The organism is Mesorhizobium shonense (genome assembly GCF_040545255.1).
Classification (GTDB): Bacteria; Pseudomonadota; Alphaproteobacteria; order Rhizobiales; family Rhizobiaceae; genus Mesorhizobium; species Mesorhizobium shonense.
This window is the reverse complement of the sequence record NZ_JBEPLM010000006.1, coordinates 205,160-226,779: the sequence shown is the minus strand read 5'-3', so window position 1 is coordinate 226,779 and position 21,620 is coordinate 205,160. Positions and strand designations below refer to the sequence as shown.

Genomic DNA, 21,620 nt, shown 5'->3' with positions numbered 1-21,620 from the left:
CCGTAAGAACGGGGAGAGGGGGTCACCGGCGTCTGAGCGCATCCCTTCTCCCCGTTCTTCACGGGGAGAAGGTGCCGGCAGGCGGATGAGGGGCGGCGCCAACGTCACGATTTGTCTTCCGGCGACAGCGCTAATTGTTTCCGATCAGCGCCGAGATAGGCACAGAGCGCATCGACCACGACGCCGTGGTCCTGGCGCTCCGGCAGGCCCGAGACGGCGATCACACCAATGACGCCGGCGCCTCTCACGGTGACGGGAAAGCCGCCGCCGGCCAGTACATAATCGGCAATGTCCAACCCCTCGCCGACCTTGAAGGTGCGGTCAGGGCGCTGCTGCTCCAGCACCATGCGGTAGGTGCTTCTGAGATAACGCTTGACGACATTGATCTTGCGCCGCGCCCAGTCGGGATTGGAGGCATTCGATCCCGGCATCGCGGCATAGAAGAGCGGCCGGTCGAAAGTCCTGATGTCGACGATGATCGGCAGGTCTTCCTTTAGCGCCCGGTCCCTGATCGCCGAGCCGATCTCGAAGGCCACGGCCTCGTCGAAGGCCGGGAAGACCAACGTGGCTTCCTGTTTCTTGATCAGAGCGATGTCGTCGGCGGCAGCCATGGCGTTCCCCTGTCTACTGTCGACGCACGCTTTGGCCGATGGCTGACGCGGGGTCAAGCGAAGAGCGCGTTTAGTCTATGCGACGATCGCGCTCTTCGCCGGCCGGCCCGCCACATAGACCTCGCGCACGGCGCGGTCGTCGCCCAGCGTCTGCAGCAGGAAGAGTTCTTCGGCCAGCGTCTCCACCGTCTCCATCCTCAGCCGCATCGCCGGCGTGGCATGGGCATCAAGCACGACGATGTCGGCATCCGTGCCTTCATCGAGGGTGCCGACCTTGTCGGAAACCGACAGCGCCTCGGCATTGCCGCGCGTCAACTGCCAGAAGGACTGGAACGGGTTCAGCTTCTCGCCGTTCAGCGCGATCACCTTGTAGCCCTCGTCCATGGTGCGCAGCATCGAATAGTTGGTGCCGCCGCCGACATCGGTCGCCGCGGCGATCCGGAGCGGCTTCTCGCGCCGGCGGTAGCGCTGGTAGTCGAACAGGCCGGAGCCGAGGAAGAGATTGGAGGTGGGACAGAACACCGCGACCGAGCCCGACTGCGACAGCGCGTCCGCTTCGCGCTCCGAAAGATGAATACAGTGGCCGAACAGACTTTTCCGGCCCAGCAGGCCGTAATGCTCGTAAACATCGGTGTAGTCGCGCGACCAGGGATAGAGTTCCTGGGTGAAGGCGATCTCGGCGTGGTTCTCCGACAGATGCGTCTGCATGTGGAGATCGGGGTGCTCGCGGCAGAGCGCGCCGGCCATTTCCATCTGCTCGGGTGAGGAGGTGATGGCGAAACGCGGCGTGATGGCATAGAGCTGGCGGCCCTTGCCGTGCCATTCGGTGATCAGCGCCTTGGTGTCGTCATAACCGGTCTGCGGCGTGTCGAGCACGCCGTCGGGCGCGTTGCGGTCCATCATCACCTTGCCGGCGATGTTCAGCATGTTGCGATCATGCGACTCGGCGAAGAAGGCCTCGGCCGAAGATTTGTGCACCGAGCAATAGGCGACGACCGTGGTCGTGCCCTGGCGCAGCATTTCGTCGAGGAACAGCCGCGCGATGCGGCGGCCGTGCTGCGCGTCCTGGAATTTCGACTCCTCGGGAAAAGTGTATTTGTTCAGCCAGTCGAGCAGCTCGGCTCCGTAGGACGCGATGATCTGCATCTGCGGCACATGCACATGCGCGTCGAGGAAGCCCGGCAGGATGAGGTGGGGACGATGGTCGATCGTCTCGACCCCGGCCCCGGCCTTCTTCGCGACCTCGGCATAGGCACCGGCGGCAATGATCTTGCCGCCGTCGATCAGCAGCCCGCCATCCTCCTCGTAGCGCCAGGCGGCATGGTCGTCGATCGCTTCGGGCCAGCGCAGGAAGGAGAGCGTGCGGCCGCGCAGGAGCTTTGATGTCATGCTTACTTTCCGGCGCCTTCGAACCAGGCCACCAAAAGGGCCCGTTCCTGGTCGGTTATCTGGGTGACGTTGGCGGGCGGCATGGCATGCGCCCGGCCGGCCTGCAGATAAATCTCGCGGGCATTCTCGGCGATGCGTGCGTCGGTGTCGAGCATCACGCCCTTCGGCGCGTGGTAGATGCCCTCATAGACGGGTTCCTCGGCATGGCACATCGAGCAGCGGCCGAGCACGGTGTCGCGCACGGCGGGAAAGTGGGCCGAAGCCATATAGACTTGGGCGGCAGAGGATGCGGCAGAGGTCTTCGGCTCGCCGGTCAGCACCTTCGGCACTGTCGACAGCCAGATGATGATCATGAATAAAACGGCGGCGCCGAGCCAGGTCCAGGTCGGATTGCCCTTGCGGGCGTGCACGGTGTTGAAATAGTGGCGGATCAGCACGCCGATGATGAAGACCACCGAGGCGATGACCCAGTTGAACTGAGTGCCGAAGGCCAGCGGGTAGTGGTTCGACAGCATCAGGAACAGGACCGGCAAGGTCAGGTAATTGTTGTGCAGCGAGCGCTGCTTGGCGATCTTGCCGTATTTCGGATCCGGCTTGCGGCCGGCGATGAGATCGGCGACGACGATCTTCTGGTTGGGGATGATGACCATGAAGACATTGGCCGACATGATCGTGGCGGTGATGGCGCCGAGATGCAGGAAGGCAGCACGGCCGGTGAAGAGGTGGGTCAGCCCCCAGGCGATGAAGACCAGCACGCAATAGAGCACCAGCATCAGGCCGCTGTCGCTTTTGCCGAGCGGCGAGCGGCAGAGCAGATCGTAGACGATCCAGCCGACGCCGATGGTGGCCAGCGACAGCAGGATGCCGACCGGCACCGAGATGTTGAGCACGTTGGGGTCGATCAGGAACAGATCGGCGCCGGCATAGTAGACCACGCAGAGCATGGCGAAGCCCGACAGCCAGGTGGCGTAGGATTCCCATTTGAACCAGGTCAGGTGCTCCGGCATCTCGGCCGGCGCCACCAGATATTTCTGGATGTGATAGAAGCCGCCGCCATGCACCTGCCATTCCTCGCCGAAGGCGCCGGCAGGCAGGCCGGGACGCTGGCGCAGGCCGAGGTCGAGGGCGACGAAATAGAAGGACGAGCCGATCCAGGCGATGCCGGTGATGACATGCAGCCAGCGGACCGCAAAACTCAGCCAGTCCCAGAAAATCGCAAAATCCGTCATCGAGTCGCCCCTGGGAAATCGTCCCTGCCGATCAGGCGACTTTACGGTCTGGAGCGCAAACGAAAAGAGGCGGGGCGCGCGATGACTTTCAAAAAAAAATGGAAAATACTAGGCTTGCCCCACGTAGCCGTTTGAGAGCCCATGGCCTATCTCGACAACATCGCCGTCTTCGTCCGCGTCGTCGAGCTCGGCAATCTGTCGGCGGCCGGCCGCGACATGCGCATTTCGCCGGCGGTCGCCTCCAACCGCATCAAGGAGCTGGAGAAGCATCTCGGTGTGCGGCTGTTCAACCGCACGACAAGGCAATTGATGCCGACCGAGCACGGCACGGTATTCTACACCGGCGCCAAGCAGGTGCTGGACGCGATCACCGACGCGGAGGCCGCGGTGGCGGCACTTTCCGGCCAGCCGCGCGGCACGATCAAGGTGACGGCGCCGCTCGGCCTCGGCCGGCGGCTGATCGCCTCCGGCATTCCTGACTTCCATGACAAATACCCCGACATCGAGGTGCGGCTGAGGCTCTCCGACCACAATGTCGACATCATGAAGGAAGGCATCGACGTCGCCTTCCGCCTCGGCATCATCGAGGATTCCAGCCTTCGGATGCGCGGCATCATGGACTGCGAGCGCGTGCTGGTGGCGGCGCCGAAATATCTCGAGGCGCGCGGCGAGCCGGTCGAGCCGCAGGAGCTGATCGGCAAGAAGCACGACTGCCTGATGCTGCGCTATGCCGGCACGCGCGAATATGTCTGGACGCTGCAGACGCCGAACGGCGTGCAGAAACTCGAAGTGCACGGGCCTTACGACACCGACGACGGCGACGTGCTGACCGGCTGGGCGCTGTCGGGCCGCGGCATCATCAACAAGCCGCGCTTCGAGGTCGAGCCGTTCATCCGCGACCAGCGGCTGAAGGTGATCCTCGCCAAGACGCCACCGACGCCCGTGCAGCTTGCGGCCGTCTATCCGCACAAGAAGCTGCAGGACCCCAAGGTGCGCCTGTTGCTCGACTTCATGGCCGATCGCTGCCAGCGGCTGATCAGGGATATTCTCGCCGGCAAGTAGGGGCTGGCAGCGTTGCATCGCGATTGGCCGAAGCCTTCGTGACGTCGTCATCCACGGGCGGAGCGACGCGAGCGCAGACCCGAGGATCCATTCCGTGACTTTGATCGTAAGGGTGCTGAGGAGCAGAATTCTGAACAGTCGCAACGCTTTGAAGTCACGGAATGGATTCTATGGTCTGCGCCGCGTCGCTCGCTCCTTGCTTCGCCATAGAATGACGACACGATACGTGTTCAGGCTAATCGCCGAGGTATGTGGCCGACAACGCAACATCCGGGCCGTCAAGACCTCTACCTCGAGGCACGCGACGGCTGGCCGGCATGTCACAGCCTGGTGGCCTACTCGGTTCGGTTGCCTTACACGAAGACGGGCCTAGGTTGGGTGGCCAGACGGCTGCCGATTTTGAAGGCAGCCGAAGGGCCGCACTATGCATCTCGCCATTTCGCTCAACATCGCCGCCGACGGACAAGACATCCTAGACTTCGGCCAGATCAGCGCCATCGTGCGGAACCTGGAAGCGGCGGGCGTCGACATGGTTATCATTTCCGACTCCGCCGACGCGCCATCGACCAGCCCGTTCGAAGCGACGACGCTCATCGCCGCGTTGGCGACGGTGACGGAGACGATCGGGCTCGTCGCCGGCGCCTCGACGCTCGCGCACCAGCCCTACAATCTGGCGCGCCGCTTCGCCTCGCTCGACATCATCAGCCACGGCCGCACCGGCTGGAACGCGACGCTCGTGCAGAACCCTCGCGAGGCGGCGAATTTCAGCCGGCCGGAAGGCATTGCCGACGACGATTTCCGCCGCCGCGCGGAAGAGTTCATCGGTATCGTGCAGGGCCTGTGGCGAGGCTGGGACGCGGACGCCCTGCTGTTCGACAAGGCCGGCGGCCGGTTCCACGATCCAGACAAGATGCATTTCCTCGACCACAAGGGCGAGTTCTTCTCCGTGCGGGGCCCGCTCAACGTCGCCCGCTCGCCGCAGGACACGCCGGTGCTGGTCATGTCGGGTCTGGGGGAGGCAGATTTCGATTTCGGCGCCAAAGTCGCCGACGTCGTGCTGATCGAGGCGGAGGGCGCCAAGGCAACCTATGACGTTCTCAAGCGCCGCGCGGTTGCCGCCGGACGCGAACCCATGAAGGTGCTGATGACGGTTGGCTTGGACGAACTTGCGGCTGGCGGGCTTGAAGACCGGTTCGACACCAAAAGCTGCGATGGTTTCAATTTCGCTTTGCCGGCTGATATTTCTGCGCTCGATCACTTCACCGACCGCATCCTGCCGGAACTTCGCCGTCGCGGCTTGGCCCGATCGGCTGATGCCGGGGCAACGCTGCGCGGACATCTCAGACTTGGCGAGGGAGGCGCCAAATGAGCGCGCGTCAGATGAAGCTCGGGCTGTTCCTGTGGGCCACCGGCCACCATATCGCCGCCTGGCGCCATCCGGACGCGCATGTCACGGCCGGCATCGACATCGACCACTACATTAAACTGGCGCGGACGGCGGAAGCGGCGAAGTTCGACATGGTGTTTTGCGAGGACGCCGCCGGCCTGCGCGAGGCCAATATCAACATCGCCAGCCAGACCTCACGCTCGATCGGCTTCGAGCCGATCAGCCTGCTTTCAGCGCTTGCCGCGCAGACCGAGCGCATCGGCCTCGTGTCGACGGCCTCGACCAGCTACAACGAGCCTTACGGGCTGGCACGCATGTTCGCCTCGCTCGACAATCTGAGCGGCGGCCGCGCCGGCTGGAACCTGGTCACTTCGGCAAATCCTATCGAGGCCGCGAATTTCGGTTCGACGGGCTTGAGGCCGCATGCCGACCGCTACGAACGCGCGCGCGAATTCGCCGCCGTCGTCACCGGCCTGTGGCGCCGCAAGGCGGCCGGCCATGACGGCCAGAGCTTTTCAGTACGCGACCCGCTCGACATACCGCCGTCGCCGCAGGGCGCGCCGGTGATGGTGCAGGCCGGCGCCTCCGACGACGGCAAGGACCTTGCCGCACGGACCGCCGATGTCGTGTTCTCGGCGGCGCAGACTTTCGAGGACGCCAAGGCCTTCTATGACGATCTCAAGGGTCGGCTGGCCGCCTATGGCCGCCAGCCGGACGACGTGAAGATCATGCCCGGCGTGGCGCCGATCGTCGCGGCAACGAAAGCCGAGGCCCAGGCCAAGTACGACGCGCTGCAGGAACTGATCCCCGACGATGTCGGCGTCGCGCTGCTTTCCAGCTATCTCAGCATCTCCGACCTCTGGCACTATCCGATCGACGGACCGTTGCCCGAGCTGCCGGAGAGCCAGGGCATGAAGAGCCGGCAGGCGCTGGTCATCGAGCAGGCGCGGCGCGACGGTCTGTCGATCCGCGAGCTCGCGCGTTACTTTGCCGGCGCGCGCGGCCACTGGCGCGTCGTCGGCACGGCCGAGCAGATCGCCGACGAATTGCAGGCGCGGTTCGAAGGCGGCGCCGCCGACGGCTTCAATGTGATGCCCTCCTGGTTTCCGGGCGAATTGGACGCCTTCGGGACGATGGTCGTGCCGGAGTTGCAGCGGCGCGGCCTGTTCCGCAAGGACTATGAAGGCCGCACGCTGCGCGAGCATCTCGGCTTGAGACGGCCGATGTGAGGGCTTTGGTTTTACGCAATTGCGGACGGAAAACCGCGGAGCACCTTTCCTGGAATTGCTTGAGCCTCAGTCCATCAGCCGGGCTGTTCCGGACACCCTGATCGAGCTGCCGGGCATCGGCGGAATGTCGGCATGGAGCCGCGAGCGCATGCCCATGTCCTCGCCCTGGACGATGTCGATCGAGCCGCCATGCGGCCAGCCGATGTCACGCAGATAGCCGGCAAAGGCCGCGGTGGCGGCGCCCGTCGCCGGATCCTCATAGACGCCGCCGGAGGCGAACGGATTGCGCGTGTGGAAGAGGCGCGGCGTTTCGGCAAAAGCGAGCAGGATCGTGATCAGTCCTTCGCGTCGCATCAGGGCCTGGCTCTGCTTGAAATCATAAGCCATCGCCGCAAGCGCCTCGCGTGACTTCAGCGCCAGCACGAAATGGTCGGAGCCGCCATGGATCAGCGCCGGAGGAATGGCCGGATCGAGATCACCGGCCACGTAGCCGAACAACGCCAGCATTTCGGCGACAAGCCCTGGCGCCGCGGGCTTGCTGCGCGTCGGCGGAGACTGCAGCGCGGCGGCGAAGTTGGAGCCCTCGCGGAATCCTTCGACTGTTATCCCGGCCTGATTGAGGGCCAGCGCGAAAATCCCGTCGCCGAACCGCCGGACCAGTCCAGCGCCGAGCGCGATCGTGGCGTGGCCGCAGAACGGCACCTCCGATTCCGGCGAGAAATAGCGCACGCGCCAGCCGTCACCGTCCGGCGCGGCGAAGGCGGTTTCCGAGAATCCGACCTCGGCAGCGATGCGCTGCATGTCGGCCGCATCGGGCAAGACGTCGCCGATCACCACGCCGGCTGGATTGCCGCCGCTGTTCCCGTCCGAAAATGCAGCAATGCGCAATACGTCCATATCGCTCGTCCCGTGTTCGTCGCTCGTGTTCGTCAGGCGCGCAGAAAACACGTTCCGGACCGGTTTGGGAAACGAAGAAAGCGACGAGCAGCTGTGAGCGTCGGTCATATCTCAGGCGCTTTACCGCTAGCTCCTCGACACAGGGATTAGGGTTGCAAGCAGTCAGCGGGCAAGATTTTCACCGTTCGTTTCCGTGAAATCAGCGCAAGTGCTGGGGATTGGCTGAAGCCTCCCCAACTTCGTCATCCCAGGGCGAAGCAGGAGCGCAGCTCCGTCGCGGAGACCCTGGGATCCATTCCGTTACCTTGACCGAAGAGCGCAGCGGAGCAGAATTTTGCACCGTCACAACGCCTCGAAGTCACGGCACGGATCCTTGGGTCTGCGCGGTACGCTTCGCTTCCCGCTCCGACCAAGGATGACGACAAGACAGGCGTTTGGGCCAATCTCCAAGGCATGCGACCTGCCAAGGAAACCACAATGGCGGTATCAGCCGGCCATCGCCTTCTCGGGCGCGGCCGACGCCTCGGCTGCATGCGACACCAGCGCCGTCATGATCTCGGCCGTGGCAAGTGCTGCAATCACCGGCGGGCGCTTGTCCTTCACCGCGTTGCCGCCGATCGGTGAGACGAGGCGGTTGAACTCGGCCTCGCTGCCGTCGGCGGACTTCAGGAACCAGTTCTTGAAAGTCGCCTTCTTGGTCTTCGAGCCGATCATGCCGACATAGGCGGCGTCTTCGCGCTTCAGCGCCTCGGCGACGATCAGGAAATCCAGCGCATGGTCGTGGGTGAGGATGGCGAAGGCCGACCCCGCCGGCGCCTCCCGCACCGCGCTTTCGGGCATCGGCGTCAGCTGGGTCTCGACCGTTTCCGGCATGCCTTCCAGGGCCTCGGCCCGCGTTTCGACCACGACAGCATGGACGGGCAGCAGCGAGAGCGACGCTGCCAGCGCCTGGCCGACGTGCCCGCCGCCGAAAAGATAGACATGAGGGAGATGCGCTTCCTCGGCCTCGGCCTTGGCGATCAATTCCTGTTCGAGGGTCGCATCGACCGGCCGGATCAGCACCTCGACGCGCCCACCGCAGCACTGTCCGATCTCCGGCCCGAGTGGCACGTCGAGCGTGGCGCAAACCTCGTCGACCTCGATGCGGGCTTCCCTCCCCCTTGAGGGGAGGGTGGCGGCGGAGCCGCCGGGTGGGGTCGCCGCGGCAGTGCTCGACGCCCTTGTGGTGCCTCCTGAGAGGACCCCCTCTGGCCGCTTCGCGGCCATCTCCCCCTCAAGGGGGGAGATGAGCTGCCGCGCCTTGTCGATGGCCATAAATTCGAGCTGGCCGCCGCCGATGGTGCCGAAAATCGCCGATGCCGAGACGAGCATGAAGGCGCCGGCCTCGCGCGGCGTCGAGCCTTTCGTCGCCGCGACCTCGACCAGCGCGACCCGGCCTGTCTGGCCGAGAAACGCCTTCAAGCTTTGCACGTTCGAGTTCATCGTCTGCATTCCTAACGCCGAAACATAGTGTTTTTCGGCCCGAATTGCACGTTTTGGCCCGCTCAGGCCGGCTTTGCGGCTTCCCGCTTCAGCCTTTCGATGGCCATAAGCACCCGCTCCGGCGTCGCCGGCGCATCCAGGCGCGGACAGGTCCTGTGGTCCGCGACGCTTGCCACGGCATCGGAGAGCGCATGCAGCACCGACATGCCGAGCGGGAAAGGCGGCTCGCCGACAGCCTTGGAGCGATGCACGGTCGGCTCGTTCGCTTCGGACCAGTCGGCCAGCGTGACATTGAAGATTTTCGGGCGGTCGGAGGCGAGCGGGATCTTGTAGGTCGACGGCGCATAGGTGCGCAGCCGGCCCTTGTCGTCCCACCATAGCTCCTCGGTGGTCAGCCAGCCCATGCCCTGGATGAAGCCGCCCTCGATCTGGCCGAGATCGATGGCGCGGTTCAGCGAGCGGCCGGTCTCGTGCAGGATGTCGGTGCGCTCGACCACATATTCGCCGGTCAGCGTGTCGACCGACACCTCCGAACACGAAGCGCCGTAAGCGAAATAGTAGAATGGCCTGCCTTCGCCCTTGTCGCGGTTCCAGTGGATCTTCGGCGTTTTGTAGAAGCCTGCCGCCGAAAGCTGGATGCGGGCCATATAGGCCTGCTTGACCAGATCGCCGAAGGGTATCTCCTGGTTGCCGATGCGGACCCGGTTGGGCAGGAACAGCACCTGGTCACGCGGCACCTGGTATTTTTCCAAGGCGAAATTGGTCAGCCGGTCCTTGATCTGGCGAGCGGCGTTCTGCGCTGCCATGCCGTTGAGGTCGGAGCCCGACGATGCCGCCGTAGCCGAGGTGTTCGGCACCTTGCCGGTGGTGGTCGCGGTGATCTTGACCTGGTCGAGGTCGATCTGGAACTCTTCCGCCACCACCTGCGCCACCTTGAGGTAGAGGCCCTGCCCCATCTCGGTGCCGCCGTGATTCAGGTGCACGGACCCGTCGGTGTAGACGTGCACCAGCGCGCCGGCCTGGTTGTAGTGCGTGGCGGTGAAAGAGATGCCGAACTTGACCGGCGTCAGCGCCAGTCCGCGCTTGATGAAGCGGCTGTTGTTGTTGAAAGCACTGATCTCGCGCCGGCGCCGCGCATAGTTCGAGCTCGCCTCCAGCTCGGCGACGATGCGGTGAATGACGTTGTCCTCGACCGTCTGGTGGTAGGGCGTGATGTTGCGATCGCCCTCCTTGTCACCGCCGTAGAAATTCTTCTTGCGGATCTCGAGCGGGTCCTTGCCGACCGCGAAAGCCACTTCGTCGATGACACGCTCCGCGCCTACCATGCCCTGCGGGCCGCCGAAGCCGCGGAAGGCGGTGTTCGAGACCGTGTTGGTGTAGAGCGGCGCCGACTGGGCGTGCACCGCCGGCCAGAAATAGGTGTTGTCGCAGTGGAACAGCGCGCGGTCGGTGACCGGGCCGGACAAATCCGACGAGAAGCCGCAGCGCGCCGCGAACATGAAGTCGACGCCGAGGATGTTGCCGTCGTCGTCGAAGCCGACCTCGTAGTCGATGAGGAAGTCGTGCCGCTTGCCGGTGGCGGTCATATCGTCGTCGCGGTCGGGCCGGATCTTGACCGCGCGATGGTGGCGTTTGGCGGCGATCGCCGCGAGCGCCGCGAACTGGTTGCCCTGCGTTTCCTTGCCGCCGAAGCCGCCGCCCATGCGCCGGATTTCCACCGTGATGGCGTTGCTCGGGACACCCAGCGCATGGCTCACCATATGCTGGACCTCGCTCGGATGCTGGGTCGAGGAATAGATGGTGACGTCCTGGTCCTCGCCGGGGACAGCCATGGCGATATGGCCTTCGAGATAGAAGTGCTCCTGACCGCCGAGGCGCATCTTGCCCTTGAGCCTTCGGGGGGCGGTCTTGATGGCAGTCGCAGCATCGCCGCGCCTCAGCGTCAGCGGCGGCGTGACGAGCTTGCCCTTCCTCGGGTCGATCTCGCCGATGTCGGTGACGAAAGGCAATTGCTCGTATGCGACCTTGGCCAGCCTTGTGGCGCGGCGGGCCTGCTCGCGCGTCTCGGCGATGACGCAGAAGATGGGCTGCCCGAAAAACTCAACCTTGCCGTCGGCGAGCACCGGCTCATCGTGGCGGCCGGTCGGCGAAATGTCGTTCTCGCCGGGAATGTCCTTTGCCGTCAGCACGTCGACGACGCCGGGAGCGGCGCGCACCGCCGAGAGGTCAATCTCGGTGATTGTCGCATGCGTCGCCGTGGACAGACCGAGACAGCCATGCAGCGTGCCGGCCGGCTCCGGCATATCGTCGATATAGACCGCCGTGCCGCTGACATGCTTGTGCGCGGAATCATGCCTCTGGTCGCTGGCGACACCGCCCGAGATCTTCTGCGCCTTGAGATTGGGGACGTGCTTGGTCATCAGGCAGCCTCGAAGCGTGAGACCTGGAACGGCGCCCTGGTGCCGGTGGTCTCGACAAAGAAGCGCAACAAAAGGTTCTTCGCCGCCAGCGCCCGGTATTCGGCGCTCGCGCGCATATCGGAGATCGGCGTGAAGTCGCCGGCATATTCGGCCATCGCGGCCTCGACAGTCGCTTCGCTCCAGGGCTTGCCGATCAGCGCTCTTTCGACCGCGGCGGCGCGCTTCGGTATCGGCGCCATGCCGCCATAGGCGATGCGGATATCCGCCACCGTGCCGTCCTTGGCCAGGGTCAGATAAAAGGCCCCCAAGGTCGCGGTGATGTCCTCGTCACGGCGCTTGGTGACCTTGTAGACGGCGAATTTTGCTTCCTTTGCCGGCACGGGCACATGCACCGCCTCTACGAACTCGCCGGGCTGCCGATCCTGCTTGCCATAGGCGACGAAGAAGGTCTCGAGCGGGATGGTGCGGCGCGTGTCGCCCTTGCGCAGCGTCAGCTTCGCGCCGAGCGCGATGAAAGGCGGCGGCGTGTCGCCGATCGGCGAGCCGTTGGCGACGTTGCCGCCGATGGTGCCCATGTTGCGCACCTGCTCGCCGCCGATGCGATCGACCAGCGGTCCCAATGCCGGGATGCGTTTCGACAGCGTCACGAAGGCCTCGGTATAGGTGACGCCGGCGCCGATGGTGATGACCCCATCGGCCTCGGAGATCGTGCGCAGGCCGTCGAGACCGCCGATGAAGATCGCCGGCGAGATGTCGCGCATATGCTTGGTGACCCACAGGCCGACATCGGTCGAGCCGGCAACGATGGTGGCGCCCGGCTGCTTTTCGAGGGTGTCGGCGAAATCATCGACGTTGGCCGGCACGATCAGCCGCTGCTTGCCGGAGCCAACCTCGACCCTTGCGCCATCGCACAGCGCTTCCAGCCGGGCGGTGATGTCCTTGCGTTCCACCGCCAGCGGATCCTTGGCCGCCTTGCCGTAGCTCGAAATGGCACGCGCCGCGCGCATGATCGCCTCGTAGCCGGTGCAGCGGCAGAGATTGCCCTGCAGCGCCTTTTCGATCGCCGCATCCGAAGGATTGGGCGTCTTCATCCAGAGCGCATAGAGCGACATGATGAAGCCGGGCGTGCAGAAGCCGCATTGGGAGCCGTGGAAATCGACCATCGCCTGCTGCACGGGATGCAGCTGTTCGCCATTGCCGCGCAGATGCTCAACGGTGACGACATGGGTGCCGTCGAGCGAGCCTATGAAGCGGATGCAGGCGTTGACGCTTTCGTAGACCAGGCCTTCGGCCGAGAGCTTGCCGATCAGCACCGTGCAGGCGCCGCAATCGCCCTCGGCGCAGCCTTCCTTGGTGCCACGGAGCGACCGGTTGAGCCGCAGCCAGTCGAGCAATGTCGCGTCGGGCGCGACGTCGTTCAGCGCGACGTCGGCGCCGTTGAGAATAAAGCGTATCTCGTTGCGGATCTTGGCCATGTCTCAGCTCCCGCGATAGGTCGAGTAGCCGTAGGGCGAAATCAAGAGGGGTACATGATAATGCCGCTCCTCGGCCATGCCGAAGCGGATCGGCACGATGTCGAGGAAAGCCGGCTGCGGCAGGCTGATGCCCTGCCCGCGAAGATAGTCTCCGGCGGCGAAGACCAGCTCATATTCGCCGGTGCGGAAATCGGCGCCGGCCAGCAGCGGCGCATCGCAGCGGCCGTCATCGTTGGTGGCAACGGTCTTCAAATGCGTGCGGGCCTGCCGCTCGATGCGGAAGAGGTCGATCGAGAGGCCTTTTGCCGGCCTGCCGGTCGCGGTATCGAGGACGTGGGTCGTCAGACGCCCGCCATCGGCTTTCGACGTTTCTGCCACTGCCGCCTCCCATTCCCGGTACAGTCGAACGTTTTCAGGTCAATTGTGCGCCAATTAAAGGCGATGCATAAGTCCCGGTCGAGCGGAGTGCGGCAAAAAGCACTTTCAAAAATTTTCGGGGGAATGCCGGGGCACTCCTTTCGATATCTTCATCTCAACAATCGGGCAGGAGCGATCATGCGTTACGAACGGGACATGCGCGGTTACGGGGCCAATCCGCCGGATCCGAAATGGCCCGGCGGCGCCTATGTCGCTGTGCAGTTCGTCGTCAACTACGAGGAAGGCGGCGAGAACTGCGTGCTGCACGGCGACAAGGCCTCGGAGGCCTTCCTGTCCGAGATCGTCGGCGCCGCCCCTTGGGTCGGCCAGCGCCACTGGAACATGGAGTCGATCTACGAATATGGCGCCCGCGCCGGCTTCTGGCGACTCCACCGGCTGTTCACCGAAGCGCAGGTGCCGGTGACCTGCTACGGCGTCGCCACCGCGCTTGCGCGCTCGCCCGACCAGGTCGCGGCGATGCAGGAGGCCGGCTGGGAGATCGCCTCGCACGGGCTGAAATGGATCGACTATCGCGACCATGATGCGGAGGACGAGCGGCGCGACCTCGAAGAGACGATCCGGCTGCATTATGAAGTGACCGGCGCGCGCCCGACCGGCTGGTACACCGGCCGCACCTCGGTCAACACGGTGCGGCTCGTCGCGGAAGAAGGCGGCTTCGACTACGTTTCCGACACCTATGACGACGAACTGCCCTACTGGTTCGACCGCGACGGGCTCGACAAGCCGCAGCTCGTCATCCCCTATACGCTCGACGCCAACGACATGCGCTTTGCCACGCCTCAGGGCTTCAACTCGGGCGACCAGTTCTTCGCCTATCTGAAGGACAGTTTCGACACGCTCTATGCCGAGGGCAAGGCGGGGCGGCCGCGCATGATGAATATCGGCCTGCATTGCCGGCTGGTCGGCCGTCCGGGCCGCGTGGCGGCGCTGAAGCGCTTCGTCGAGTATGTGATGTCGCACGACAAGGTCTGGCTGACGCGGCGCATCGACATCGCCAAACACTGGCGCCAGACGCATCCTTACCAGGCGCCGGCGCTGCGCCCGTCACGGATGGAATTCGAGGCCTTCGTGCATGCCTTCGGCGGCGTGTTCGAACATTCGCGATGGATCGCCGAGCGCGCCTACGAATTGGAGCTTGGCGCGGCGCATGACAGCGCCGGCGGCCTGCACAACGCGCTCTGCCGCGTCTTCCGCGCGGCGACGGAGGCGGAACGGCTCTCCGTACTCAACGCCCATCCGGACCTTGCCGGCAAGCTGGCGGCGGCGAAGCGGCTGACGCCGGAATCGGCCAAGGAGCAGGCTTCCGCCGGGCTCGACGCGCTGACCGACAAGGAGCGCGAGCTGTTCTCGAAACTCAACGCCGCCTATGTCACCACCTTCGGCTTCCCCTTCATCATCGCGGTCAAGGGCAAGACCAAGGACGCGATCCTGGCGGAGTTCGAGGCGCGTATCGGCAACAGCCGCGGCGTCGAATTCGAAACCGCCTGCAAACAGGTCGAGCGCATCGCGCTGCTTCGGCTGAAAGACATGCTCCCGTTATAGGCTTCAACACATGGATATGATGAAAATGGCCGAGCGAACCTATTACGCGCCGCATGGCGGCCATCCCGGCCAGAACGAGCTGTTGACCGGCCGTGCCGTCTTCACCGAAGCCTATGCGGTCATTCCCAAAGGGGTGATGCAGGACATCGTCACCAGCCCGCTGCCGTTCTGGGACAAGACGAGGGCATGGATCATTGCAAGGCCGCTCTCGGGCTTCGCCGAGACGTTTTCGCAGTACATCGTCGAGGTCCTGCCTGGCGGCGGCAGCGACCGGCCCGAGCTCGACGCTGAAGCCGAGGGCGTGCTGTTCGTGGTCGAGGGTGAACTCGCCGTCTCGCTTGCCGGCAAAAAACATGTGCTTCGCCCCGGCGGCTTCGCTTTCCTGCCGCCATCCAGCGGCTGGACGGTGCGCAACGAGAGCGGCGACGCCGTCCGCTTCCACTGGGTCCGCAAGGCCTATGAAGCGGTCGACGGTCTCGACGTGCCCGAAGCCTTCTTTGCCAACGAGCAGCAGATCGAGCCGAGCCCGATGCCCGGCACCGAGGGCCGCTGGGCAACGACGCGCTTCGTCGATCCGGCCGACATGCGCCACGACATGCATGTCACCATCGTCACGCTGAAACCCGGCGCTGTCATTCCCTTTGCCGAGACCCATGTCATGGAGCACGGGCTCTACGTGCTCGAAGGCAAGGCCGTCTACCGGCTCAACCAGGATTGGGTCGAGGTCGAAGCCGGCGATTTCATGTGGCTGCGCGCTTTCTGCCCGCAGGCCTGCTACGCCGGCGGCCCCGGCGACTTCCGTTACCTGCTCTACAAGGATGTCAACCGGCACGCCAAGCTTGGCGGCGCCCTTGGAGGTCACGCGCGGTGAGCCGCATCGTCGCCCGGCCGCTGACGCGCGAAAACTTCGCGCCCTTCGGCGACGTCATCGATATGGGCGGCGACAACCGCTACCCGATCAATGGTGGCAAGGCGATGCGCTACCACGACCTCGCCACGGCGGAAGCCGCAGGGCCGAATGCGCGCGTGCTGATCTCGATCGTGCGCGGCACGCCCTACGACATGCCGCTGAAGCTTACCATGGTCGAGCGCCACCCCCTCGGCAGCCAGGCTTTCATCCCGCTGTCGCCGCGCCCGTTCCTGGTCGTCGTTTGCCATGACACCGAGGACGGTCCGGGCGAGCCGCATGCCTTCATCACCGCGCCCGGACAAGGCATCAACTACCGGCGAAACCTCTGGCACGGCGTGTTGACGCCGATCGGCGAGGAGCAGGATTTCCTGATCGTCGACCGCGGCGGCGACGGCTCCAACCTCGAAGAGTGCTACTTTTCGCACCCTTACGAGATCCATCTTCCCTGAATGCTCCCGATTTCTCCTATGACCGACATCTCGCTGATCGACCGCCTCCTCGACGTGATCGAGCACGACATCGTGCCGAAGACCGCCGAAGGCGTTGCTCATGGCAACAAGCTGTTCGGCGCCGCGATCCTGAGGAAAGACGACCGCTCGCTGGTGCTCGCCGAGACCAACAACGAGACGGAGAATCCTCTCTGGCATGGCGAGGTGCACTGCCTGAAGCGTTTTTACGAGATGCCGAAAGCCGAGCGCGTCGACACAAAGGATGCGCTGTTCCTGGCAACCCACGAGCCCTGTTCGCTCTGCCTGTCGGCGATCACCTGGACCGGCTTCGACAATTTCTACTACCTCTTCAGCCATGAGGACTCGCGCGACAGCTTCGCCATCCCGCACGATCTCAAGATCCTGAAAGAGGTCTTCACCCTCGACCCCGGCGGCTACAATGCAGAGAACGCGTATTGGAAGAGTTTTTCCATACGCCGGCTGGTGCGGGCTTTGCCGGAGGCCGAGCGTAAGCGACTGGAGGCGCGCATCGGCAAGATATCTGCGCGCTATGATGAGCTCTCCGGCACCTACCAGGCCAGCAAGGCCGATAACGACATTCCGTTGAGCTGACGCGGCTTTTGCCTAGCCTACCTTCGCGTTCTTCAGCACCTCATTTATCCTGGCCTGCCAGCCCTTGCCCGTCGCCTTGAACTTGCTGATGACATCCTGATCAAGGCGGATGGACACGATCTGCTTGGGTTTCTCCGCGGCTGGCCGGCCGCGAGCGCGCCTTATGCTCTCGAAAAGCTCCGGAACCGCTTTCGCGAAGGGCATGGCTTGCGCCAGTTGTTCATCGGTCGCCTCCGCATCGTCGGGGTCAGCAGCAATCTGTTTTTGAATTTCTGCCTCGCCCTCGTCGGCAAGCGGTCGAATGGGCGATTTACGGGTGCTCATACGCTGACCTTTCCTTTCGGCTGGCACGACGCATCGAGATCACCGAAATCGCTTCGGAACCAAGCGGCTTGAAAATAACGGCGAGGATGGTCTGCCTGAACTCGCCAATCGCCATTAACCGGCCAGCCTTGGCTGGAAGAACGATTGAAGTCGCAAAAAACTCGATATCGAAATCGGCGAAGTCTAGACCCCGGTTTTCGAGGTTCGTCACGCGCTTCGGCTCATCTCAAACGATTTTCAGGCGAGATCATCCCGTGCGTCTGCGTCGGGCCAAAGTGAATAAACGTAATACATAAATTAGTGCGGCAGCGCAAGTTCGGAGTTGAATGATCAGGGCCGGTCCGCAGCATCATGACAGGTCGCATATTTCGCTGCGCCAGGTCGCGAATAGCGATTGAAAGTCACCTCTGGGCAAGGCGTTATGCGCGCCATGAAAACCGTCACCAAATTCCCTCGAAAAGTCGTCGAATTTCCCGACATGGGCATCGTCATGCCGGACGGCTGCCGACTGTCGGCGCGCATCTGGATGCCGGAGGACGCCTCCGACAAGCCGGTGCCGGCGATCCTCGAGCACCTACCCTACCGCAAGCGCGACGGCACCATCTTCCGCGATCAGCTGACGCATCCCTATTTCGCCGGCCACGGCTACGCCTCGATCCGCGTCGACATGCGCGGCAACGGCGATTCCGAAGGTCTGATGGACGACGAATATTCCGAGCAGGAACTGCAGGACGCCTGCGACGTCATCGCCTGGGCGGCCGCGCAGCCCTGGTGCAACGGCAATGTCGGCATGATGGGCATTTCCTGGGGCGGCTTCAACTGCCTGCAGGTCGCGGCCAAGCGGCCGCCGGCGCTCAAGGCGGCGATCAGCCTCTGCTCGACCGTCGACCGCTATGCCGACGACATCCACTACAAGGGCGGCTGCCTGCTCTTGGAAAATTTCGGCTGGGCCTCGACGATGCTCTCCTATTCGTCGCGGCCGCCGGATCCGTTGATTGCCGGCGACAACCGCTGGCGCGACCTGTGGCTCACCCGGCTGGAGAACCAGCCGTTCCTCGCGCCGCTGTGGCTCAGCCACCAGCATCGCGACGCCTATTGGAAGCGCGGCTCGATCTGCGAGGATTTTTCTGCCGTCCGGGCGGCGGTGCTGTCGATCGGCGGCTGGCATGACGGCTACCGCAACACGATCTCCAACCTCGTCACCAACATCCGGTCGCCGGTCAAAGGCATCGTCGGCCCCTGGATCCACAAATACCCGCATTATGCGGGACCCAATCCAGCCATCGGCTTCCTGCAGGAGGCGCTGCGCTGGTGGGACCGCTGGCTGAAAGGTGCCGAGACCGGCGTCGAGGCCGACCCGGATTATCGCGCCTATGTCATGGACAGCGTGCGCCCGGCCCGCTGGCACCCGGAGCGGCCCGGCCGCTGGATTGCGGAACAGGAATGGCCGTCACCGAACATCAAGCTTGAAGCGATCGAGCTCATCCCGGACGGAGCCAAGCCTGCGATCGTCGCCTCGCCACAGAATTGCGGGCTCGCCGGCGGCGAATATTTTCCGTTCACCTTCGGTCCGGAGCTGCCGGGCGACCAACGGCCGGACGATGCGCTTTCGGTGTGCTTCGATCAGGCCGAGCTCGAGGAGGCGATCGACATCGTCGGCGCGCCGGAGGTCGAGGTCAGGCTTTCCTCGGACCGCCCGCAGGCCAACATCGCGGTGCGGCTCTGCGACGTGCATCCCGACGGAGCGTCGGAATTGATCTCCTATGGCGTGCTCAACCTCACGCATCGCAACTCGCACGAATTCCCGGAGGCGCTGGTGCCCGGCGAGACGGTTTCGGCCCGTGTCGTGCTCGACCAGTGCGCCTACCGGGTGCCGGCCGGCCATCGGCTGCGGGTCGCCGTTTCCAATGCCTATTGGCCGATGATCTGGCCGTCGCCGGAGCCGGCGACGCTTGACTTGTCGAAGGCGACACTCAAGCTGCCGCTGCGTCCGCTGGCGACAGGCGACGAGGTCTCGTTCGCCGAACCGGAAGGCGCCACGCCCTGGGCGACCGAGACGATCAGGCCCACCAATTCCGAGCGCCATGTCGACCGCGACGAGAAGACCGGCGTCGTCACGCTTTCCATAACGGACGATTTCGGCGAGGTGCGCGACCTCGCGCATGGGCTCGTCCATGGCAGCATCGTCAGGGAGACATGGGCGATCCACCCCGACGATCCGCTGTCGGCCATGGGCAGCACGCATTGGACGCAGACCTTCTCGCGAAATGAATGGTCGGTGCGAACCGAAACTTTTGCCGACATGCGCTCAGACGCGCAGAATTTCATCCTCAGCGCCAGAATCGAGGCCTATGAGGGTGAGAAGCTGGTGTTCGAGCGCGATTTCGAGCAGGCGATACCGCGCGCCCTCCTTTGAGCGCAGGCAAGATTGGTCCAAATGCGAAGTGCCATTTACGCCACGGCATGTCGCATTCGGTCTTGCTTACAGCTTTCCCTTACGGTCATTATCTCCTCCAATAAGCAGAAACGACCGCAAGGTCGAACCATCAGAGTGAGGAACCCATAATGACAAATGAACTCGACTATCTCAGCCGTCGCGTCGCCGCCGGCAAGCTCAGCCGTCGCGACTTCCTTGGCCGCGCCGCCGCGCTCGGCGTCGCCGCGCCCTTCGCCAATTCGCTGCTTTCGAGCGCAGCCCGCGCCGCCGGCCCGGTCAAGGGCGGCACGCTGAAGGCCGGCCTGGTCGGCGGTGAATCCACCAACAGCCTCGATCCGGCACTGATGATGACGCAGGTGCCGTTCGCCTTCGGCAAATGCTGGGGCGAAATGATCGTCGAGCTGTCGCCCGACGGCAAGCTCGAGAACCGCATCGCCGAAGAGATCGGCTCTTCGGACGACGCCAAGGTCTGGACGCTGAAGATCCGCGACGGCGTCGAATTCCACAACGGCAAGACGGTGACCGCCGAGGACGTCGCCGCGACGCTCGAACGTCATTCGGACGAGAAGTCCAAATCCGGCGCGCTGGGCTATATGAAGGGCATCGACACCATCAAGGCCAGCGGCAAGGAAGTGGTGCTGACGCTGAAGGAGGCCAACGCGGACCTTCCGTATCTCCTCAGCGACTACCACCTGATCGTCCAGCCGAACGGCGGCAAGGACAAGCCCGATGCCGGCATCGGCGCCGGCCCCTACAAGGTCAAGGTCAACGAGCCCGGCGTGCGCCATGTCGGCGAGCGCTTCGCCAATTACTGGCAGGGCGACAAGATGGGCCACGCCGACCAGATCGAAGTCGTCGTCATCAACGACGCGACGGCGCGCACGGCGGCCCTGCAGGGCGGCCAGGTCAACATGATCAACCGCGTCGAGCCGAAGATCGTCGATCTCATCAAGCGCGTGCCGGGCGTCACCATCCGCAACCATTCGGGACCCGGCCACTACGTGTTCATCATGCATTGCAACACGGCGCCGTTCGACAACAACGACCTCAGGATGGCGCTGAAGCTGGCGATCGACCGCGAGGAGATGCTGAACAAGGTGTTGCGCGGCTACGGCTCGCTCGGCAACGACTTCCCGATCAACGCCTCCTACCCGCTGTTCACCGAGATCGAGCAGCGCAAGTATGATCCCGACAAGGCCAAGTTCCACTACAAGAAGTCGGGCCACGACGGTTCGGTCCTGCTCAGGACCTCGGACGTCGCCTTCCCCGGCGCCGTCGATGCGGCGCAACTCTATCAGCAGAGCGCGGCCAAGGCCGGCATCAAGCTGGAGATCAAGCGCGAGCCGGGCGACGGCTACTGGAACGAAGTCTGGAACAAGCAGCCCTTCTGCGCCTCCTACTGGGGCGGCCGCTCGACCCAGGACCAGATGTACTCGACCGCCTATCTGTCGACGGCCGACTGGAACGACACCCGCTTCAAGCGTCCGGACTTCGACAAGATGGTGCTTGCGGCGCGCGCCGAGCTCGACGAGGCCAAGCGCAAGCAGATGTACCATGACATGGGCGTCATGGTACGCGACGAGGGCGGCCTGATCCTGCCGATGTTCAATCAGTTCATCGACGCAACCGGTCCCAAGGTCGCCGGCTGGGTGGACGATCCGCATCAGGAGCTGAGCAACGGCTACGCTTTGGCGAAGTGCTGGCTCGAAGCCTGAGCACGGCCTTGC

General features: G+C 64.2%; 18 protein-coding genes and 1 pseudogene. 9 read left to right on the top strand and 10 right to left on the bottom strand.

Translation table 11 applies throughout. The features are described from left to right. Positions 1 to 104: 104 nt before the first annotated feature. The 3 genes from ABID26_RS18075 to ABID26_RS18065 form a co-directional block, all read right to left on the bottom strand. On the bottom strand, positions 105 to 611 hold the full coding sequence (locus tag ABID26_RS18075) for a heme-degrading domain-containing protein (protein WP_126096621.1): 507 nt from the start codon (positions 609 to 611) through the stop codon (positions 105 to 107). Positions 612 to 686: 75 nt separating this feature from the next. Further along, positions 687 to 2,000, bottom strand: a complete 1,314-nt coding sequence (guaD, locus tag ABID26_RS18070) for a guanine deaminase (RefSeq protein ID WP_126096622.1) — start codon at positions 1,998 to 2,000, stop codon at positions 687 to 689. A 2-nt stretch (positions 2,001 to 2,002) separates the two neighbouring features. Next, complete coding sequence (locus ABID26_RS18065; protein ID WP_126096623.1) at positions 2,003 to 3,229, bottom strand: urate hydroxylase PuuD; 1,227 nt, start codon at positions 3,227 to 3,229, stop codon at positions 2,003 to 2,005. A gap of 141 nt (positions 3,230 to 3,370) precedes the next feature. Between ABID26_RS18065 and ABID26_RS18060 the strand changes: the two genes are divergently transcribed. The 3 genes from ABID26_RS18060 (at position 3,371) to ABID26_RS18050 (ending at position 6,907) form a co-directional block, all read left to right on the top strand. Further along, positions 3,371 to 4,291, top strand: a complete 921-nt coding sequence (locus ABID26_RS18060) for a LysR family transcriptional regulator (RefSeq protein WP_126096624.1) — start codon at positions 3,371 to 3,373, stop codon at positions 4,289 to 4,291. 424 nt (positions 4,292 to 4,715) lie between these two features. Further along, a complete protein-coding gene (locus tag ABID26_RS18055; protein ID WP_292300732.1) occupies positions 4,716 to 5,660 on the top strand; it encodes an LLM class flavin-dependent oxidoreductase in 945 nt (314 codons plus the stop codon). Further along, a complete protein-coding gene (locus ABID26_RS18050; protein WP_126096626.1) occupies positions 5,657 to 6,907 on the top strand; it encodes an LLM class flavin-dependent oxidoreductase in 1,251 nt (416 codons plus the stop codon). Before ABID26_RS18055 ends, ABID26_RS18050 begins: the two co-directional genes overlap by 4 nt. A 66-nt stretch (positions 6,908 to 6,973) precedes the next feature. Here the strand turns inward: ABID26_RS18050 and ABID26_RS18045 are convergent, their stop codons facing one another. From ABID26_RS18045 to uraH, 5 genes are all read right to left on the bottom strand, one after another. Next, positions 6,974 to 7,804 (bottom strand): PhzF family phenazine biosynthesis protein, encoded by an 831-nt coding sequence (locus ABID26_RS18045; RefSeq protein ID WP_126096627.1) that lies wholly within the window; start codon positions 7,802 to 7,804, stop codon positions 6,974 to 6,976. A 486-nt stretch (positions 7,805 to 8,290) separates the two neighbouring features. Beyond that, a complete protein-coding gene (gene xdhC / locus ABID26_RS18040; protein ID WP_126096628.1) occupies positions 8,291 to 9,286 on the bottom strand; it encodes a xanthine dehydrogenase accessory protein XdhC in 996 nt (331 codons plus the stop codon). A gap of 62 nt (positions 9,287 to 9,348) precedes the next feature. Then, the gene (xdhB, locus tag ABID26_RS18035; protein ID WP_126096629.1) at positions 9,349 to 11,706 is read right to left on the bottom strand and encodes a xanthine dehydrogenase molybdopterin binding subunit; all 2,358 of its coding nucleotides are present in this window, start codon (positions 11,704 to 11,706) and stop codon (positions 9,349 to 9,351) included. Continuing rightward, complete coding sequence (gene xdhA / locus ABID26_RS18030) at positions 11,706 to 13,181, bottom strand: xanthine dehydrogenase small subunit (RefSeq protein ID WP_126096630.1); 1,476 nt, start codon at positions 13,179 to 13,181, stop codon at positions 11,706 to 11,708. Before xdhA ends, xdhB begins: the two co-directional genes overlap by 1 nt. 3 nt (positions 13,182 to 13,184) lie before the next feature. Continuing rightward, positions 13,185 to 13,559: a hydroxyisourate hydrolase gene (gene uraH, locus ABID26_RS18025; protein WP_126096631.1), complete on the bottom strand. Its 375-nt coding sequence runs from the start codon at positions 13,557 to 13,559 to the stop codon at positions 13,185 to 13,187. A 177-nt stretch (positions 13,560 to 13,736) separates the two neighbouring features. Here uraH and puuE point away from each other — a divergent pair, with 177 nt between their 5' ends. The 4 genes from puuE to ABID26_RS18005 are packed head-to-tail and all read left to right on the top strand — an operon-like array spanning position 13,737 to position 17,132. Further along, complete coding sequence (gene puuE, locus ABID26_RS18020; RefSeq protein ID WP_126096632.1) at positions 13,737 to 15,161, top strand: allantoinase PuuE; 1,425 nt, start codon at positions 13,737 to 13,739, stop codon at positions 15,159 to 15,161. A 25-nt stretch (positions 15,162 to 15,186) separates the two neighbouring features. Next, complete coding sequence (locus tag ABID26_RS18015) at positions 15,187 to 16,032, top strand: bifunctional allantoicase/(S)-ureidoglycine aminohydrolase (RefSeq protein WP_435528582.1); 846 nt, start codon at positions 15,187 to 15,189, stop codon at positions 16,030 to 16,032. Further along, positions 16,029 to 16,520: an ureidoglycolate lyase gene (locus tag ABID26_RS18010; RefSeq protein ID WP_126096634.1), complete on the top strand. Its 492-nt coding sequence runs from the start codon at positions 16,029 to 16,031 to the stop codon at positions 16,518 to 16,520. Before ABID26_RS18015 ends, ABID26_RS18010 begins: the two co-directional genes overlap by 4 nt. 18 nt (positions 16,521 to 16,538) lie before the next feature. Next, positions 16,539 to 17,132 carry a nucleoside deaminase gene (locus ABID26_RS18005; protein WP_126096635.1) on the top strand — a complete coding sequence of 198 codons (594 nt, stop codon included), beginning with the start codon at positions 16,539 to 16,541 and terminating at the stop codon, positions 17,130 to 17,132. 12 nt (positions 17,133 to 17,144) lie between these two features. On the opposite strand, the gene ABID26_RS18000 is transcribed toward ABID26_RS18005, so the two are convergent. Together ABID26_RS18000 and ABID26_RS17995 are read right to left on the bottom strand one after the other, a co-directional pair. Next, on the bottom strand, positions 17,145 to 17,456 hold the full coding sequence (locus ABID26_RS18000; RefSeq protein ID WP_126096636.1) for a BrnA antitoxin family protein: 312 nt from the start codon (positions 17,454 to 17,456) through the stop codon (positions 17,145 to 17,147). Continuing rightward, a pseudogene (locus ABID26_RS17995) lies at positions 17,443 to 17,682 on the bottom strand (BrnT family toxin); the annotation flags it as partial. The gene ABID26_RS18000 and the pseudogene ABID26_RS17995, both read right to left, overlap by 14 nt. A gap of 204 nt (positions 17,683 to 17,886) precedes the next feature. On the opposite strand from ABID26_RS17995, the gene ABID26_RS17990 reads away from it, so the two are divergent. Both ABID26_RS17990 and ABID26_RS17985 read left to right on the top strand, forming a co-directional pair. After that, the gene (locus ABID26_RS17990; protein WP_354416027.1) at positions 17,887 to 19,872 is read left to right on the top strand and encodes a CocE/NonD family hydrolase; all 1,986 of its coding nucleotides are present in this window, start codon (positions 17,887 to 17,889) and stop codon (positions 19,870 to 19,872) included. A 149-nt stretch (positions 19,873 to 20,021) separates the two neighbouring features. Continuing rightward, a complete protein-coding gene (locus ABID26_RS17985; RefSeq protein WP_126096638.1) occupies positions 20,022 to 21,608 on the top strand; it encodes an ABC transporter substrate-binding protein in 1,587 nt (528 codons plus the stop codon). The last annotated feature ends 12 nt before the right edge of the window (positions 21,609 to 21,620 follow it).